Consider the following 16,174-nt stretch of genomic DNA (forward strand, 5'->3'; position numbering starts at 1 on the left):
ACTTATACCCTCCGACCTTCTTTGCGCCTTTGTGCGAAATATAAAGGAAAATAAAAATGCCAGTAGAAATTCGCCTCCCACCCCGCTTTCAAGTTCAAGTCAACGAAAACGAATACTTAGAACTTCCTAGCATTCAACTAGTTGCCATTGGTAACAATGTTCCACACATTGCACGCATCCATTTCTCCGTTAAAGGTACTCCCAGCGAATTAACTACACTAATTCAAAAAGCATATAAACCCTTTGATGCTGTCACACCAAGAATTTCGCAAATTGGGCAATTAGAACAATATCCTTGTAAGCTAGAAAAACATTTAACAGAACCAATAAACTGTACATTACAGGTAATTGTTGAGTATTTTGATTCTGACTTTTCGGGGGAACCACTACTATCTGAAACGAAACAAATTCAAGCAGTTTGCTATTTATGGACACCAACAAATTCAGAAGAACAAATAATTAAATCAGATATATCCATGAATCCTTTTCAACTGCCAAACTCTGCCGAAAAACAACCTAGTCATCAACCACAAAAAAGATTTCCGGGATGGTTTGCTTTAGATTTTGGTACGTCGAATTCTACAGTGACACTTTTCGACCCAATAGAAATCCCAATTGCTGAAATTTTACCACGAGAACAAGAATTAAGACTGCGCGATCGCCTAGCGCAATGGCTCAATTCTCCTGCTGCGGAAGCTTTACCAGATATCAGCGAGGCTGAGTGGCAGAAATTTATTATTGATATTAGTAAAAACTTAGAAATCGAACCCAGCCTGTTATGTGAAATTTTTGAAAATGATAACCAAGAAAGATTTTTAGAAGCAATTCGCCAAATCGAATTGTGTTTAGGCAACAGCGAGAAATTCCAGCGCGCAGTTAGCAAAAAGCTTTATGAAATATACCATGAAGTATTTCGCGTCCCGACATTAGAATCACAAAATTTAATTCCTGTAATTCTTGATATTAACCGCCGAGATATAGAAATTCCTAGCGAGTTAGAAATTTCTAACTTGGAAGTCTTACAACTGAGAATGGGACGAGAAGCAAGAGACAATAGAAAAAAATCAATTGCTCAAGGAACTACCAGTTCGTTAAAAGAAATTATCAGTCGTTTTCATCACTCACCCAAGCGTTATTTTGGGCAGAATAAAACATTTCCCGTAATTTTAGATGATACCGAAGCGAATATTAATGTTAATCAATTAATTCAAGCAGCTTGGGCGCATTTAATTGGGTTAACTGAAGATTATCGTCAACGCGCTAGACGCAGATTTTCCGAAGGTGATTTTTTAACAGCAGTTGTTACCTATCCTACCGTTGCACCGCCAGTAGTTCGTAAAGAAGTTAAGCAATTAGTTGAACAATTAGGAATTGATGATGTTCAAACTGCTTATGATGAAGCTGTTTCTGTAGCAATATTTTTCCTGTGGCGAGAATTTGGTGGGAATCTCAATATCGGGATTGAATCTTTTAAAACTCGTTGTCGTCGCGCTGGGAATAAATGGTCACAAAATGTTCTAGTTTTAGACATTGGTGGTGGGACAACAGACTTAGCATTAATTGAATTAACATTAGAAGATAAAACCCCGTTTTTTGCTAGCAACGAAGACCGAGGTTTAGGCGGACGATATTATAAATTAACTCCGAAATTATTAGGTTCATCGGGACATTTGCAGTTAGGTGGCGAATTAATTACACTGCGAGTATTTAGGTTATTAAAAGTTGCGATCGCAGATTTTCTCTTAACAGCAGTCACCAGAGGTGATATCGACAGTGAAAAGTTAGAAGATTTAATTAGCTCCGAATTAAACGAGCGTTTTCTAGAACAAGGTAAATTCAAAACTGGCAGTTTATTAAAATGTCTAGACAAAGAAAATCCCGAAGGCGATGCAGCTTATAAAGATGCTTTAGATACAGCCGAGAAAGTATTACCAACCCGTTGGCAACAAGCACCCCAACGTCTACAAACCTTTTATACACTTTGGGATCATGCAGAAGCAGCCAAACTCAAACTCGGACAAAAACCACCAGCCGATAATTCACTTTTAACCTTTACAATATCTGAACAACAAATTGCTGAACTGCTCACCCAAAGCGCAATTAAATATCAAATCCATAACCCAGATACTATTTCTGTTACTATCGATAATCAACAATTTGAACGCGTTGCCACATCCCCAATTAAAGAAGCAATTGGTATTGCTAAAGGCTTAATGGAAAGCCGATTGCGTTCAGATGATAACACTATAGATCCTTGGAATACACACAAAGTTGACTGGTTGATTCTGTCAGGAAAAACTTGCAATTTAGACTTAGTACAAAGTCATATTTACCAAGAATTTAGTAAATCTTCCTACTTCGTCTGGAACCCTGAAAGAATTACCTTTGTTTTAGAATTTACCAAACTCGCTACCTCCGCAGGTGCGTGTTATGCAGAGAAGTTACGCCGACTGAGATTTGACCCAGAAGAATCTAAAAGTTTGCTGCAAAAAGGTGCAAATCAATTAGAAATTGATGTAAAAAACCTATTTTATTATTTACCTTGCAACTTCAAACGTAAAACCCAAAGCAACGAACTATTACCAATATTTAAAGCAGGACAAGAACTCTATCAACTTGCACCTTGGGAAACCGTTGCAAAAGTGCGTACACCTTGGCAAGGGATACAGTTAAGTAACATTATTTATCGCCAAGACTACGAAGCCGGTGATTTAAGACTCTGGGGAAGCTTCGACGGTAAACATCTCATGGAAAAATTGGGAATGGAAGAAGCAGAGTTTCTCAAGAAAATCAAAATTCAATTTGAGATTGACCAGACACTACAATTTAGCGTTTTGCTGTGTCAAGGAAACCCCCATTATTTAATTGATGTTCCAGGTATTGATGTCGGTTCAGCAATATTAGCAGCTTCCGAAACATCTGCACTATTTGCTGACGGAAAATTAAAATGGAATATCGCAGTAGAACGACCAAATAAAGACTTAACTGATGGAGATATAGCCGTCAATGTCATCGAGTCAGCAACCGTTGATCAACCAAATGCCTATCATTTAGTCTTTGAAATAGACTCAAACGATAACAAATCCCTGCACCAATTTCATTATTTAAAAGACGGTTCACCACAACCAGGAAGCGGTTTAATTAGTAATCCCTTACCGCCATTTCCTTACACTGGTCAACACACATTTTACGTTTATCAAACAGACACCGACACTAACCGTAAAAAGTGGATACGTATTGGTTCACTGAGTAAGCCAAACATTACCACAGACTACCCTTGCCAATATCGCGTCACCCTCGACAACCAAGGTATTCTGCGGATGCACCCAGGCGAAGTTCCTTACTGGACATCCACAAGCCAAGAATGTTTAAAACAAGAAGGTTGTGTTTATCGTGCCGAATTAGATTTACAACCTAACGAAGTAGATAAAGAACGCGATCCCTTCTGTGGCATACATTAATTTACCCTGCGTTCCTCCGCGTTTAAAAATAAATACTTGTACTCACCATGCAGCATCTACGTCAGCTATTACAAACCGAAAACTCCGAAATAGCCAGATTACTACGGTGTAGCTTACATGGACTAGAAGCTGCATTAAAACAAGCGCGTACAGAACTACCCCATGATCCTGGTGCTGAAATATGTGCAGAACTGTTGCAAGAAATCCAAAATTTGTTGCAACCTGCACATGACAAAGAAACGCTAATTATCCAATCTCCAAATGAATTAAAGCTAAATCATCTGCGAGAAGCGTGGAATGCTGACTCAGAACTGAGTTTATATTTAGGAGATGCATCACTAAAAAGCCAAACCGATGCTGATTTATGGAACGAACTCCACCGTAAGCTGCTGCGAATTCCCGATGATTTAGCAACATTTTGGCAACAGCACGCTTTAAATGCCGCTAAAGAAATTGGTGCAATAGAAGATACTTCCAACCTCCATCAACTGCCTTTTATTCGTAATGAAATTATTTACCCTGGACTTAAAGGTAGTATTAATGTTCAAGGTTTATGTTTATCGCAAAAAGCACTTTTAAATTCCAACTTTGTTCATAATAATGCTTCAGAAAACTTACAATTGTTAACTAGTTTTTTGAGCTTATATTTAAAATTTATTGAAATTGAACCAGATTTAAATCACGCATTAAAAAGTATCTGTAGCTTTGATATTGTTTCTTTATCCAAATCAGAACAGCAAAATCAATATATAGAAGCTTTAATAGACCGTTTCCATCGAATTCAAAAAACTGAGGAAAATAACGACGACCTAGCAATTTTACGTGCTTGGATTGATATGGATGAAGCCATACATTCCTTAGTATTTATACCACCTGTTGAACGATACTCATGGTGGGGAAAATTACAGCAAGAATCACGAAGAACATTGAAAACAATTGTTGATAAAGCTAATAAATCAGGTCATAATGTCAGAATCAGGCAATTATTAGGACTCTATGCTGATGTCTGTGCTTTCTCTAAAGATGATCTACAACTAAATTGCGGCGGTATCCCTGGCGAAGTTTTAACCTGTCTACGAGTTTACGCGCGAATTAATCAAGAAGAATCTCCAGGGCGCGTAATATTTCGCTCATTACGTTAATAGATTCAATCATGTTAACGAACCACAGAGGCACGGAGAACACAGAGAGTAGATGAATAAATACTCTTTGCATCTTTGCGCGGCAGTCGCTCTATGCCGGGAAACCCGTCCACCGCGCAGCCTTGCCTTTGCGTGAGATTTCAAAATTTTCTTATTCATAATCTATTGAGTAAATCTTACTATTCCGAGAAAAATAGAGGTAGGAGAAAAGCAACGATAACTCCAATGAATACAAACGCCTCAATAATTCTCAAACTTAAATTATTATCTAACAATTGATTAGCTCTTTCCCCAAAATTAGTTGGCAAGCTACTCCACCAAGTACGGTAACGATTGACCCAATTGCTAGGGCTATCTTCTGGACGCACTTGCCATGAAAACATAGATAATAATAAGGGCGCACCACCCACCTTAGTAGACATCAAAATATGAATAGCTAAACAGCAAACTATCACAGCCCAAGCCGTGATATGTAGAGAATACCAAATATGATGAATTTCTCCAGCAGGAAGCCACTCTTCTTTCATCATCCTGCCAGAAATTACAGAAAAAACAGAAGCAATTAGCATGAGAGTGTTAGCCAGTCTTTGCAAACTCACCCACCAAATTGGTTGGCCAACTTGGCTAATTTGCTCCCATGAATTTTTTTGAATAAGTCGCTTATTCCCAGCATGAAAGCTATAAAGTGCAAACGCTGGTAGCACAATCAAGAAAAATAAGGCAAATGTCCCATGAATTCCTTGAATATCGCCCTGCTGTGGAAATGGTATTTTACCAAATCGTCCATCGTAGGTATTGTAAACTAAGAATCCGGTGATGATTGCTGCGATCGCTAAAATTCCACTCACGCCATGCAGCATTCGCAACAATAAAGGTTGATAGGGAACAGAACGAGGCATGAAAATAGTATGCTAAATAAAAACTCTAAAGATATTTTAAGAGAAATTGTGATCGCATCAATCATTTAACTTTTTTATTATGTTCAAAAGTCCACTCCGTTATCCTGGAGGCAAATCCAAAGCAATAAAACAAATTGACGAATACATTCCAGATAATTTTTCAGAATTTAGAGAACCTTTTGTAGGTGGTGGTTCTGTATTTATTTATTTAAAGCAAAAATACCCAAACCTAAAAATTTGGATTAACGATTTAAACCATGAGCTATTCTTATTTTGGAAAATGGCTCAATCTGATATAACTCTGTTAGTTCAAGAAATACGACGAATCAAACATAAATATAAAACTGGTAAATTACTATTTACAGAATTTACCAGTTTAGATATCAATGGTTTATCTAATTTAGAAAGAGCAGTGCGTTTTTTCGTCCTCAATAGAATCACCTTTTCGGGAACTATAGAATCAGGTGGTTTTTCTCAGGAAGCTTTTGATAAAAGATTTACCTATTCATCAATAGAAAGGTTAGAAAAACTAGAGTCAATCTTAACAGAAGACATCAAAATTACTAACTTAGACTATAGTTACCTATTGAATGAAAAAGGTGAAGATGTATTTTTATTTTTAGATCCACCATATTTTATTGCTACTAAATCTAAGCTATATGGCAAAGATGGTGATTTACACACCTCTTTTGAACATCAAAGATTTGCTGAAAGTTTAAAACAATGCAAACATCATTGGCTCATTACTTACGATAATTCTCCACAAATTAGAGAAAATTTTAAATGGGCAAATATTTTTGAGTGGGAATTACAGTACAGCATGAATAATTATAAACAGAATGGATCTGCTAAAGGTAAAGAATTATTCATTACTAACTATATAAATAGAAAAATTTCTATGAATTCGCCTGTGCATTTTGAACCCAACTAACTTTGATCGCTGCTCATTTTCCGGTACGATAGCTGCCATATCCCCTTTTTTAGGAAGCTTTGGGGATCAATGTTCGCATTTCATCACTCACAAACCCTAGCTATGGCAACTTCCCCAGAATTTTCTACAAGCTGGTATATTCTGTTACAGCAATTAATAGATGCTCAATCTTTGACTCGCCCTCAAGCTGCGGAATTGATGCAAGGGTGGCTTAGTGAAGCAGTTCCCCCAGAGTTATCAGGCGCAATTTTAACAGCCCTAAATTTTAAAGGCGTTTCTGCCGAAGAATTAACTGGCATGGCAGAGGTCTTACAATCTCAAAGTTTGGGGAGTAGGGAGTGGGGAGTAGGGAGTGGAAAAATTTCTTCCCAATTCCCCATAATCGATACTTGTGGAACTGGCGGCGATGGCTCATCAACTTTCAATATTTCTACTGCGGTAGCTTTTGTTGTCGCGGCTTATGGTGTACCCGTAGCTAAACATGGTAATCGTTCTGCCTCCAGTCTCACAGGTAGCGCGGATGTATTAGAAGCATTAGGGGTCAACTTAAGCGCGCCTAGCGAAAAAGTTCAAGCAGCATTACAAGAAGTCGGGATCACCTTTTTGTTTGCCCCAGGTTGGCATCCCGCATTGAAAGCAGTGGCTCAATTACGACGGAATCTCAGAATTCGCACTGTTTTTAACTTATTAGGGCCTTTAGTCAATCCCTTGCGTCCCACGGGGCAAGTGGTGGGGTTATTTACACCCAAACTTTTAGAAACTGTTGCTCAAGCTTTACATAATTTAGGCAAACAAAAAGCGATCGTTTTGCATGGGCGCGAAAGAATTGATGAAGCAAGTCTAGGTGATTTAACTGACTTAGCCGTGTTATCTGATGGCAAAGTCCAATTAACTACTATTAATCCCCAGGAAGTGGGCGTAACGCCTATCTCTATTGATGCCCTCAAGGGTGGCGATGTGCAAGAAAATGCCGAAATTCTCAAGGCTGTGCTGCAAGGCAAGGGAACAACAGCACAACAAGATGCTGTAGCGTTAAATGCTTCGTTAGCACTACAAGTTGCAGGTGCGATCCCATTATTAGATCACGCCCAAGGTGTAAGTGTGGCTAAGGAGATTCTAAAGAGCGGGAGTTCTTGGGAAAAGTTGGAGCAGCTAGTTCAATTTCTACAGAATTGACTTCTGAATGTGATTGAGGACGGAACTCGATCACATTACGTTTAATGGTGACATCGTAGTTACCAAAAAAGTCATGTCCTAATAAGCCAGTTTCTAGTTCTGTCCCAGCGATCGCCACTGGCACTCTACTTATTTTTACCCCACTAACCGCCATTGAATCTACATAACCAACCGGAAATTCCACAGCTTTGGAACTGGCAGTATTAGCCTTGGCTTTACCTACAGGGATAATTCCTAAGTCATTTGCCATTTGTTGGGTAATTACAGTGCCACTGGCTCCTGTATCTACAATCATGTCAAATTTCTGCTGACCGTTAAAGGTGACTTCAACAATCGGCGTACCACCACTTCGCCGTTTAATTGGGGCAATAAACACATTTTTTTCGGGAGGCAGAATTTCTGCTGAGGAAAAAGTGCGCTGTTCTGGCGGCTGTGTGGTTGGGATCGGTGGCGGCGTAAATCTGGGCGTAGTTTTTGGCTGGGGAATTGCTACCACTATTTTTTGATTATCGGCGGATGGCGGCTGCAAATTAGGATTGGCCTTTTGCAGTGCATACTTGACTTTGCGCTGATATTCGACGATTTTTCCTTGAGCAGAGACAAAATCGGGACTTTGACTACTGACTTGTTCCATGAGAGCGATCGCCTCTTGAAACTGATTCGCCACTAAGTTCCAATCCTGAACTGATTGAGCCGATTGACTAATACTCACGGCTCCTGCGGCTTTGTCCAATCCCAATTCAAAATAACTTGGCTCAAGTTCAGACGGCGGCAGTGCTTCAGGTTCTGGGCTGGCTACTGGGGCTGCTGATTCGACAGAAGGCTGTACTGATAAATTGTCAGTTACCACAGATTGTTGATTACCAACAGTCTCAGTAGTCTGTTTGTCTTCACTACAGGCAACAGCCAAAGCGGCTAAAGCACTTGAGAGAACAATCAGGGCTGCACGAGATAAAAAAGACTTATGCATAATTGATATCTATTTTACCTACCCAAACAACTGCAAAACCACTTCTGCCACCGATTACCCTGTAAAAATTTCGTCTCTTTAATTTTTAATTCTTAATTAATTACCCAGAGAATCCACAGTTGTTGAACTCATGGGATAATTAACTCTCGCAGTATTGACTATATTGGGGATGACAGACTGCTCACTATTAACTGTTGATTCAAAATAAGAGACTAGGGGCTAGAGGCTAGAAAAGATGCTTCTCAATCCCCAATTTCTCATACCCAATTTCTCATACCCAATTCCTAATCTATCGCCTATGTCCCTGTCTGACGCAATACCTGCTTTACTTGTCTTAGCAGATGGAACTGCTTACCGTGGTTGGTCTTTCGGTGCGACGGGAACAACCATCGGGGAAGTGGTGTTTAACACTGGCATGACCGGATATCAAGAAGTATTGACCGACCCTAGTTACTGCGGTCAAATTGTAATTTTTACTTATCCTGAATTAGGGAACACAGGCGTTAATCCTGAAGATGAAGAATCAGTGCGGCCGCAGGTGCAAGGAGCGATCGCTCGCAATATTTGCCACAAACCGAGTAACTGGCGATCGACACAATCCTTACCTGACTACCTCAAACAGCACCAAATTCCAGGGATCTACGGCGTTGATACCCGCGCCCTTACCCGCAAAATTCGGATGTTCGGCGCAATGAACGGTGCGATTTCTACAGAAATTCTCGATGAAGCGGAATTGCTGGAACAAGTACAAGGATTTCCGAATATGGCTGGCTTAAATCTAGCTAAAGAAGTCACCACTCCCGAAGTGTATGAATGGTCAGAACCGACCATTCCTGATTGGGAATTCAATCCAGAAACCGTGACTAATGGCACAGAAACATTTACCGTTGTTGCCATTGATTTTGGTGTGAAGCGCAATATCTTGCGCCGTTTGGCTAGTTACGGTTGTCGTGTGATTGTTGTTCCTGTCAATACACCACCAGAAGAAATTCTCAGCTACAACCCAGATGGCATCTTTCTTTCCAACGGCCCTGGCGATCCAGCCGCAGTCACAGAGGGTATTGAAACTGTCAAAGCACTGTTAGAAAGCCAAAAACCTATGTTTGGTATTTGTATGGGACACCAAATTTTAGGACACGCCTTAGGAGCAGAAACCTATAAACTTAAATTTGGGCATCGAGGTTTAAATCAGCCTGCGGGTTTACAACGACGGATAGAAATTACTAGCCAAAATCATAGCTTTGCTATTAACCCAGATACTTTACCTGAGGCAGTTGTCGAAATCAGCCACCTGAACTTAAACGATCGCACTGTAGCTGGTGTCCGTCATAAGTCTTTGCCCATCTTCTCGGTACAGTATCACCCCGAAGCCAGCCCTGGCCCCCATGATGCTGATTACTTATTTGAGCAATTTGTACAAGCAATGCGATCACTAAGCACAGTTAGTAATGCTGAGGTTAAGTAAAATATAAAAAGTGCTAGATGGATAACTAGGGAGTAGAGAGTAGGGGGTATTAACACGAAGCTTGAAAGATGAAACTTCATACTACCCTTCGGGAACGCCAAGGGCGAACACACTTCATAATTCATATTTGTCTCTTCTCCAGCAGGTTGTAGACAACGTGCATAAAAACCATCTATACTTGAGCGTTCACTTTAATGATTGAGGAGGGAATTATTGCTGAGCCACTTAATCTAACCGTAAGCCTGAGAGGTACTCGTGAAGCCCGGGATAACTATCAGCTATTCCGCCTCACAGGTTTGTTAGATGCTTTTTCTGAACCGACATTTCGCAAGGTACTGGGCGGCAAAATTGACGAGGGGCCAAAGCATATTATTCTGGATCTCTCACAAATTGACTTTGTTGATAGTTCTGGCTTGGGAGCCTTGGTACAGCTAGCCAAGCAGGCTCAAAATGCTGAAGGCACCTTGCAAATTGTCACTAATGCCCGTGTCACTCAAACGGTCAAACTTGTCCGCTTAGAGAAGTTTCTCTCTCTGCAAACCTCAGTGGACGCAGCTCTAGAAAACATCAAGGAGTCTTGATAGTTTGACCTGAGGGTGAAATTCTGCTATCCGATAGTTTATCTGGATAGCTTAATTTTTATAAAAGCTGGATGCTAACCTCTCTCCTTACGAGAGAGGTAGAAAAACCAGCCATTTTGACATAAAAAACTTAAATATTCAAATTTTTAACTACATTTTGAATTTACTCAAGCATATTTGAATGTAAATTCCCAAATAAAAAGATAGAATTAATTCAGTAATGTTGATAGTATATATTGTGCTAAGTAATAAAAATAAAGTATTTTAAAAAAAGAAGAGATCGCCTAAAGTATTCTGTTAAGGAATGATGAATTTGTGAAGCCGCAGGAGGAAGAGCCAATAGAGAGTCAAGATGAACCTCCTACAGTTGACTCATCTTGGACTCAAGCCTGTTTAACAAATGTAGTGCAACTACACCAAGAAATTTCGCCAATACAAGTGCAACAAATTTCTCCTGCTGCTTTAGCATATGTAGGAGATGCAATTTATGAGCTTTATGCTAGGATATTCTATCTATTGCCATTACAGCGGCTAGAAACTTACCACCGTTTGGTAGTGGCCCAGGTGAGAGCGGAAACACAAGCCCTACATTTGCGATCGCTAATTCCTCATCTGAGGGAAGCCGAACTAGAAATTGTCCGTCGGGGGCGTAATGCCTCTACAGGACGGCACAAGCGCCTTGCTCCCGAAATTTATCAACAAGCAACTAGCCTAGAAACTTTGATTGGTTACTTGTACCTTACCGACATCCCACGCTTAACCGAATTGTTACAGAAACTTCAACTCGACAAAGAGTGAGAAATCTAACCTGATGAGTAAAAAATTGGTGTGTTCGGTTTAACACCTTTGAGAATTCAGGATGCCTACTTATAAGTCTGTCTAATAATTTTGAACCTCATTATGACTAGTAAACCAAAAAAACTCCAGACATCTGGCGAACCCAATCGTGGGCGAACTTTGAAAATCAAAAGCAAGCGATTTATTGGTAGTCCTATTCGGAAAACCAAAAATGGAGAGCGCGAGAATAATGTGATTGGTAGTCCTATTCAAAAAGCCCAAGCCGGAGAGAAAGAGAATAATGCCGGCAATCCTATTCGCAAAGCCAAAGCCGGACAACGCGATAATTATCTTATGCCTGGCAATTCGCGCCAAAGGCCTCAGATCTCTCTTCCATCCCCTGTTGCTAAAAATCCTGAAGATAACGATTTGATTTACGGTCGCCATCCAGTCTTGAGTGCTTTAGAAAATCAACGTGAACTGAACCGGATTTGGGTCACAACTCGGTTACGTTACGATCCCAGGTTTCACAATTTGCTGCTCCAAGCCAAGGAACATGGCACAGTTATTGACGAAGTAGAACCCAAGCGTCTAGACCAAATTACCGAAGGTGCTAATCATCAAGGGATCGCTGCCCAAATTGCGCCTTACTCTTACCTAGAACTACCAGACTTAATTACCAAAGCAAAATCCGTTGTCAACGATCCTGTGATTGTAGTAGCTGAAGGCATCACAGACCCCCACAACTTGGGAGCTATTATCCGTACTGCTGAAGCAATTGGCGCACAAGGATTAGTTATTCCTCAAAGGCGGGCTGTTGGGATCACTTCTACTGTGGTAAAAGTAGCAGCAGGAGCTTTAGAGAACTTTGCTGTCGCCAGAGTGATTAATCTGAGCCGTGCTTTGGAAGAACTCAAAGAAGCTGGTTTTTGGATTTATGGTACCGCCGCCACTGCTAGCGAACCTCTACATACAGTGCGCTTTAGCGGCCCTGTTGTGTTAGTCATCGGTTCCGAAGGAGAAGGTTTAAGCTTATTAACCCAACGTGCTTGTGATGTTTTGGTGTCAATTCCTTTACAAGGAAAAACTCCTAGCTTAAATGCCTCAGTTGCAGCCGGGATGGCACTTTATGAGGTTTATCGCCAACGTTCTTTGAACACTTTGTATCTAAATAAGTTACAAAAACCTCTTTGAAAAACAAGGACAAAAGAGTATAAAGAAATGTAAACAGGACAAAATCGCAGCGTAGTATCTAACAACTACTACCAGATTGATCAATCGGCAACTACCATGAAAACCATCGGGTACAACATGAAAGAAGCTTTAATCAACGTATTTAATATTCTCGGATTAGCTTGGTGGGTAGAAATTGTAACGCAAAGCCCCCGTTGCACTTACTACTTTGGGCCATTTCTCTCTTCTGCTGATGCCAAAATAGCCCTGAAAGGCTATGTAGAAGATTTAGAAGTAGAAGGGGCGCAAGGAATTCAGGTGAATGTGAAACGCTGTAAGCCAAATAATTTGACAATTGCCGAAGACCTGGGGGAACGTATTGACCGCAAAGTAAAGCCTGCCTTTAGCGGTCAGATTTAATTTAGGCAAAAAGTTAACAGTCAATGGTCAATAGTTAATAGTCAAACACTATAAACTATGGGCTATTGGCTACCAGTTATTTGAGGATGTGCTTCTAACCAGTGGTCAATGTCCCTCAGAACCTGATGAGGAATTTCCCACGGGAAAAGATGTGCAGTATTTGGATAACATTGCCACTGACTATTTTTTAGATGTCTGGCAGTTTCCAAGCTAGATTCAGGTGTGATGTGGCGGTCTTGAGAGCCTGCTAGGACTAGACTAGGGCAATTAATCTGCTCTAGTTCTGTTAAACGATTGTATTTAGACCGTAAGGCAGTTGACAAAGCACGAGTAGCAGCAGAGGACGTTTGCCAATAAGCGGGTACTGCTTCTTTGGCAATATATTTATAGGCAGTCGCGTTATGTTGCTGAATTAGATAACGAAATAGCGATCGCTTGCCAAATGTATCGATATTCCATTGCCAACTAGGTTTAATCAAATTCAAGATAGCCGCAATGCCTGTATACAAGTTATCTTGCCATGTTATTGGGGGATGACTGCCATAGGGTCTAGCTGCTGTGGCTACTAAAATTAAACCACTCACCCGATTTGGCATTCTTAGTGCTAATTCCATTGCCAAAATACCGCCCAGCGACCAACCCAATATTAGACATTTATCGATGGCAAAGCGGTTTAAAAGGGCTTCTAAGTCTGTTAAATGGTCGAGCATGACAAAATTATCTTGATAGCGGCTTTTGCCGTAACCACGCAAATCAGGGGCAAAAGTTTGAAAGCGTTTTGATAAGTGATTGGTAAATACTGAAAGGCTACGACCAGAACCAGGATGACCATGTATCGCTAAAATTGGAAATCCTTGACCTTGAACGTAGGTGTGAAGGTTTGCAGCACCCACAGTTTGAATGTAGCGATCGCCCATTACTTCTGTCTTAGTAGTTTGATAATCCGTTTTTTAATTGTGTCACACAGCTAAGAGAGCGTGTTTTGTGGACACTGATTAGCTAACGTAGAAACTAAAGTTGAAACTAGCCCAATGATTCACATTTAATACATAGGAATCATTAGCTGTACCGTTAACTTCCACTGTGGTTATGCTGGCGTTATGTAAATCTTGTAATAAAGCTTGGGCTATTTCCCAAGGATTTACTAGCGCACCAATGGGTTGTTGATCGGCTGTGGGATATTTAGCAGTTTCTAAAGCTTTGAGGGTGGTACTAAAAGGTGCGGTGCTAAGTATTAATTGGTGTTCACATTCGTAAGCTGGCCCCGCAATTGTCCATCCAGATGTAGCAGCATTTTGTGGCAAAGTGATAGTTTCACCAGCCGGAATTACTACTTGTTGGAGTAGAGGTTTAGTTTCTGAGGTGTTTGGTTCTTCAACAGTTTGCCAAGGATAAAACGCAATTGCAGTTCTATGGTTTTTTAATCCTAGTAGCATTAAATATACTGAGCGATCGCCTTTATTTTGAATGCGATATTGTATTCGGCTACCAATAGGTACAGTAGGGAGATTAAGTATTTTTTGGGTAATTTTTGTGTCACTAGTTCGTAAGGTTTCCCGTTGTAAGATGACCTTCGGTGATATTCCACTAATTATCTCTAAACTTACCTTGATTGGTAGGCGAGAAGAACCTTCATTTTCTGTGAGTCGCCATAACTTTGCTGCTAATAGATGGGGTAATTTTGCGCCTAAGCGTGTCACTGCTACTTTCACTGCTTCCCCAACTTCGCCTGCACTATTGGGAATGAGTAATCCACCAGGCGAGAATAAACCGTAGCGGCTGGGAGTTTCTAAGAGTTTACTAAAAACGTAATCAGCCGATTGTTCTCCTGTGATGATACTAGCTACAGGGGCAATTCCCGCAAAGGCGCTAGTTGCATCTACTTTCTCAATTCTTTCTAGTCCAGAATCTAAAGCCACAGCTAAACTAAGGTTTCGGGGTAATACTCGGATAGATTCTTGGATAAGTTGCCCAACTTCGACTGGACTGGCGGTTTCTACACTAGAGATTTGTGCTTTTGCTGTTAAACCTGTACGCGATCGCAATATTAGCTGTTGTCCGTTAGCAGAAGTAAATCGAGAATTTACACCATAGTTTTCTAATACTTGTGCTGGTAGTCCTCCCAACCACAACTGCACAGTTTTACCATCTTCTTCTGTGGCGATAATTGCTCCCTCAGCACTAGTATTTTGGTCTAACAGCAAATTTTCACTAGTTAGCACTTTTTTATTAGTAACTAAATTAAGTTGCTGTTTACTACCCCATTTATACATTGCACTATCCACATGGGAGAGGCTGAATTGAATGGTTGTGGGTGGGGTAGTTTCCCAGAGGTACTGTGTTAAAGCATAGGTAAATAAGCCTGCACTGAATCCAGAAAATAACCCTTCCTTTGCTACCTGCTTCGGGTCGGAAGTAGCAGATAAAATTACAGCATTACTCAGAGAATTTTGAGTTTTTAATAGTTTAAGAAATTCTATTTCTGCTGTTGCTAACTGTGTTGCTAACTCCTGACGGGCGCGAATTCGCAATCCTGTTGGTTGAATTACATTGGGAGCATCATAACTAGTATCCAATACTGCTGTGACACGTTCTGTCGTGAGCGATCGCAACAATAAAAGTAGAGTTTCTTCTAATAGATAAGTGGCTATCTTTTCATCTTGAATTTCTAAATTTTCGTTAGTAGGCACTAAAGCATTGTGTAGCGTAGCATCTGAATCATCCAATTTGATGCGAGTGCCGTAACCGCTAAAGTGAAAAACAACTACATCATCAGGCTTAACCTGCTTACCAAGATGATCTAAAAAAGCTGCCTCAATAAATTCGCGGCTAGCTTGTTCATCAGTTAAAGTCAAAATATTGGAACTTGCAAAGCCAAACCGATGAATCAATAATTCTTTTTGTAGTTCGACATCGGTAAGACACCCACTCAGAGAAGGACTTTTCCGGTATTTATTAATACCTACTAATAAAGCCAATTTTCGGGGGTTAGATTGTGCTAAAGCTTGGGAGTAGCTATCGCTCAAAGTTAACCACTCAGCCTCAGCTATACCCAACACCGCGAGTATTGAGCCAATCTGTTGTAAAAAAGTCCGACGCTTCATAAGTTAGACATCAGTCCTCAGCCTGTCAGCTAACAGCTTAAAGGGCTGAAGTCTTGACTGTAAAGTTAATTTTTA

Annotated in this window: 13 protein-coding genes; 9 read left to right on the forward strand and 4 right to left on the reverse strand. The window is 40.4% G+C overall.

Annotated elements, in window-relative coordinates:
- Positions 1-56: 56 nt before the first annotated feature.
- Together H6G76_RS27455 and H6G76_RS27460 are read left to right on the forward strand one after the other, a co-directional pair.
- The gene (locus H6G76_RS27455; RefSeq protein WP_190708231.1) at positions 57-3,461 is read left to right on the forward strand and encodes a virulence factor SrfB; all 3,405 of its coding nucleotides are present in this window, start codon (positions 57-59) and stop codon (positions 3,459-3,461) included.
- Between the two features lie 47 nt (positions 3,462-3,508).
- The gene (locus H6G76_RS27460) at positions 3,509-4,603 is read left to right on the forward strand and encodes a hypothetical protein (RefSeq protein WP_190708233.1); all 1,095 of its coding nucleotides are present in this window, start codon (positions 3,509-3,511) and stop codon (positions 4,601-4,603) included.
- Between the two features lie 179 nt (positions 4,604-4,782).
- Here the strand turns inward: H6G76_RS27460 and H6G76_RS27465 are convergent, their stop codons facing one another.
- A complete protein-coding gene (locus H6G76_RS27465) occupies positions 4,783-5,502 on the reverse strand; it encodes a cytochrome b/b6 domain-containing protein (protein ID WP_190708235.1) in 720 nt (239 codons plus the stop codon).
- A gap of 79 nt (positions 5,503-5,581) precedes the next feature.
- Here H6G76_RS27465 and H6G76_RS27470 point away from each other — a divergent pair, with 79 nt between their 5' ends.
- Positions 5,582-6,433, forward strand: coding sequence for a DNA adenine methylase (locus H6G76_RS27470; RefSeq protein ID WP_190708237.1), 852 nt, complete (start codon positions 5,582-5,584; stop codon positions 6,431-6,433).
- Positions 6,434-6,535: 102 nt separating this feature from the next.
- Positions 6,536-7,609, forward strand: a complete 1,074-nt coding sequence (gene trpD / locus H6G76_RS27475; RefSeq protein WP_190708292.1) for an anthranilate phosphoribosyltransferase — start codon at positions 6,536-6,538, stop codon at positions 7,607-7,609.
- Here trpD and H6G76_RS27480 read toward each other — a convergent pair.
- Positions 7,539-8,579: a retroviral-like aspartic protease family protein gene (locus H6G76_RS27480; RefSeq protein ID WP_190708239.1), complete on the reverse strand. Its 1,041-nt coding sequence runs from the start codon at positions 8,577-8,579 to the stop codon at positions 7,539-7,541. The genes trpD and H6G76_RS27480 overlap by 71 nt on opposite strands.
- A 298-nt stretch (positions 8,580-8,877) precedes the next feature.
- Here H6G76_RS27480 and carA point away from each other — a divergent pair, with 298 nt between their 5' ends.
- The 5 genes from carA (at position 8,878) to H6G76_RS27505 (ending at position 12,995) form a co-directional block, all read left to right on the forward strand.
- Positions 8,878-10,044, forward strand: a complete 1,167-nt coding sequence (carA, locus tag H6G76_RS27485) for a glutamine-hydrolyzing carbamoyl-phosphate synthase small subunit (protein ID WP_190708241.1) — start codon at positions 8,878-8,880, stop codon at positions 10,042-10,044.
- Between the two features lie 194 nt (positions 10,045-10,238).
- Positions 10,239-10,625 carry an STAS domain-containing protein gene (locus tag H6G76_RS27490; protein ID WP_190708243.1) on the forward strand — a complete coding sequence of 129 codons (387 nt, stop codon included), beginning with the start codon at positions 10,239-10,241 and terminating at the stop codon, positions 10,623-10,625.
- Positions 10,626-10,940: 315 nt separating this feature from the next.
- Positions 10,941-11,423: a ribonuclease III domain-containing protein gene (locus H6G76_RS27495; RefSeq protein WP_190708245.1), complete on the forward strand. Its 483-nt coding sequence runs from the start codon at positions 10,941-10,943 to the stop codon at positions 11,421-11,423.
- 102 nt (positions 11,424-11,525) lie between these two features.
- The gene (rlmB, locus tag H6G76_RS27500) at positions 11,526-12,596 is read left to right on the forward strand and encodes a 23S rRNA (guanosine(2251)-2'-O)-methyltransferase RlmB (RefSeq protein WP_190708248.1); all 1,071 of its coding nucleotides are present in this window, start codon (positions 11,526-11,528) and stop codon (positions 12,594-12,596) included.
- A gap of 96 nt (positions 12,597-12,692) precedes the next feature.
- Positions 12,693-12,995, forward strand: a complete 303-nt coding sequence (locus H6G76_RS27505; protein WP_190708250.1) for a DUF1816 domain-containing protein — start codon at positions 12,693-12,695, stop codon at positions 12,993-12,995.
- Between the two features lie 62 nt (positions 12,996-13,057).
- On the opposite strand, the gene H6G76_RS27510 is transcribed toward H6G76_RS27505, so the two are convergent.
- Both H6G76_RS27510 and H6G76_RS27515 read right to left on the reverse strand, forming a co-directional pair.
- Positions 13,058-13,912: an alpha/beta fold hydrolase gene (locus H6G76_RS27510; protein WP_190708252.1), complete on the reverse strand. Its 855-nt coding sequence runs from the start codon at positions 13,910-13,912 to the stop codon at positions 13,058-13,060.
- A gap of 78 nt (positions 13,913-13,990) precedes the next feature.
- Positions 13,991-16,099 (reverse strand): caspase family protein, encoded by a 2,109-nt coding sequence (locus H6G76_RS27515; protein ID WP_190708254.1) that lies wholly within the window; start codon positions 16,097-16,099, stop codon positions 13,991-13,993.
- Positions 16,100-16,174: the final 75 nt, after the last annotated feature.

It is taken from the genome of Nostoc sp. FACHB-152, from assembly GCF_014697475.1.
Taxonomy (GTDB): Bacteria; Cyanobacteriota; Cyanobacteriia; order Cyanobacteriales; family Nostocaceae; genus Nostoc_B.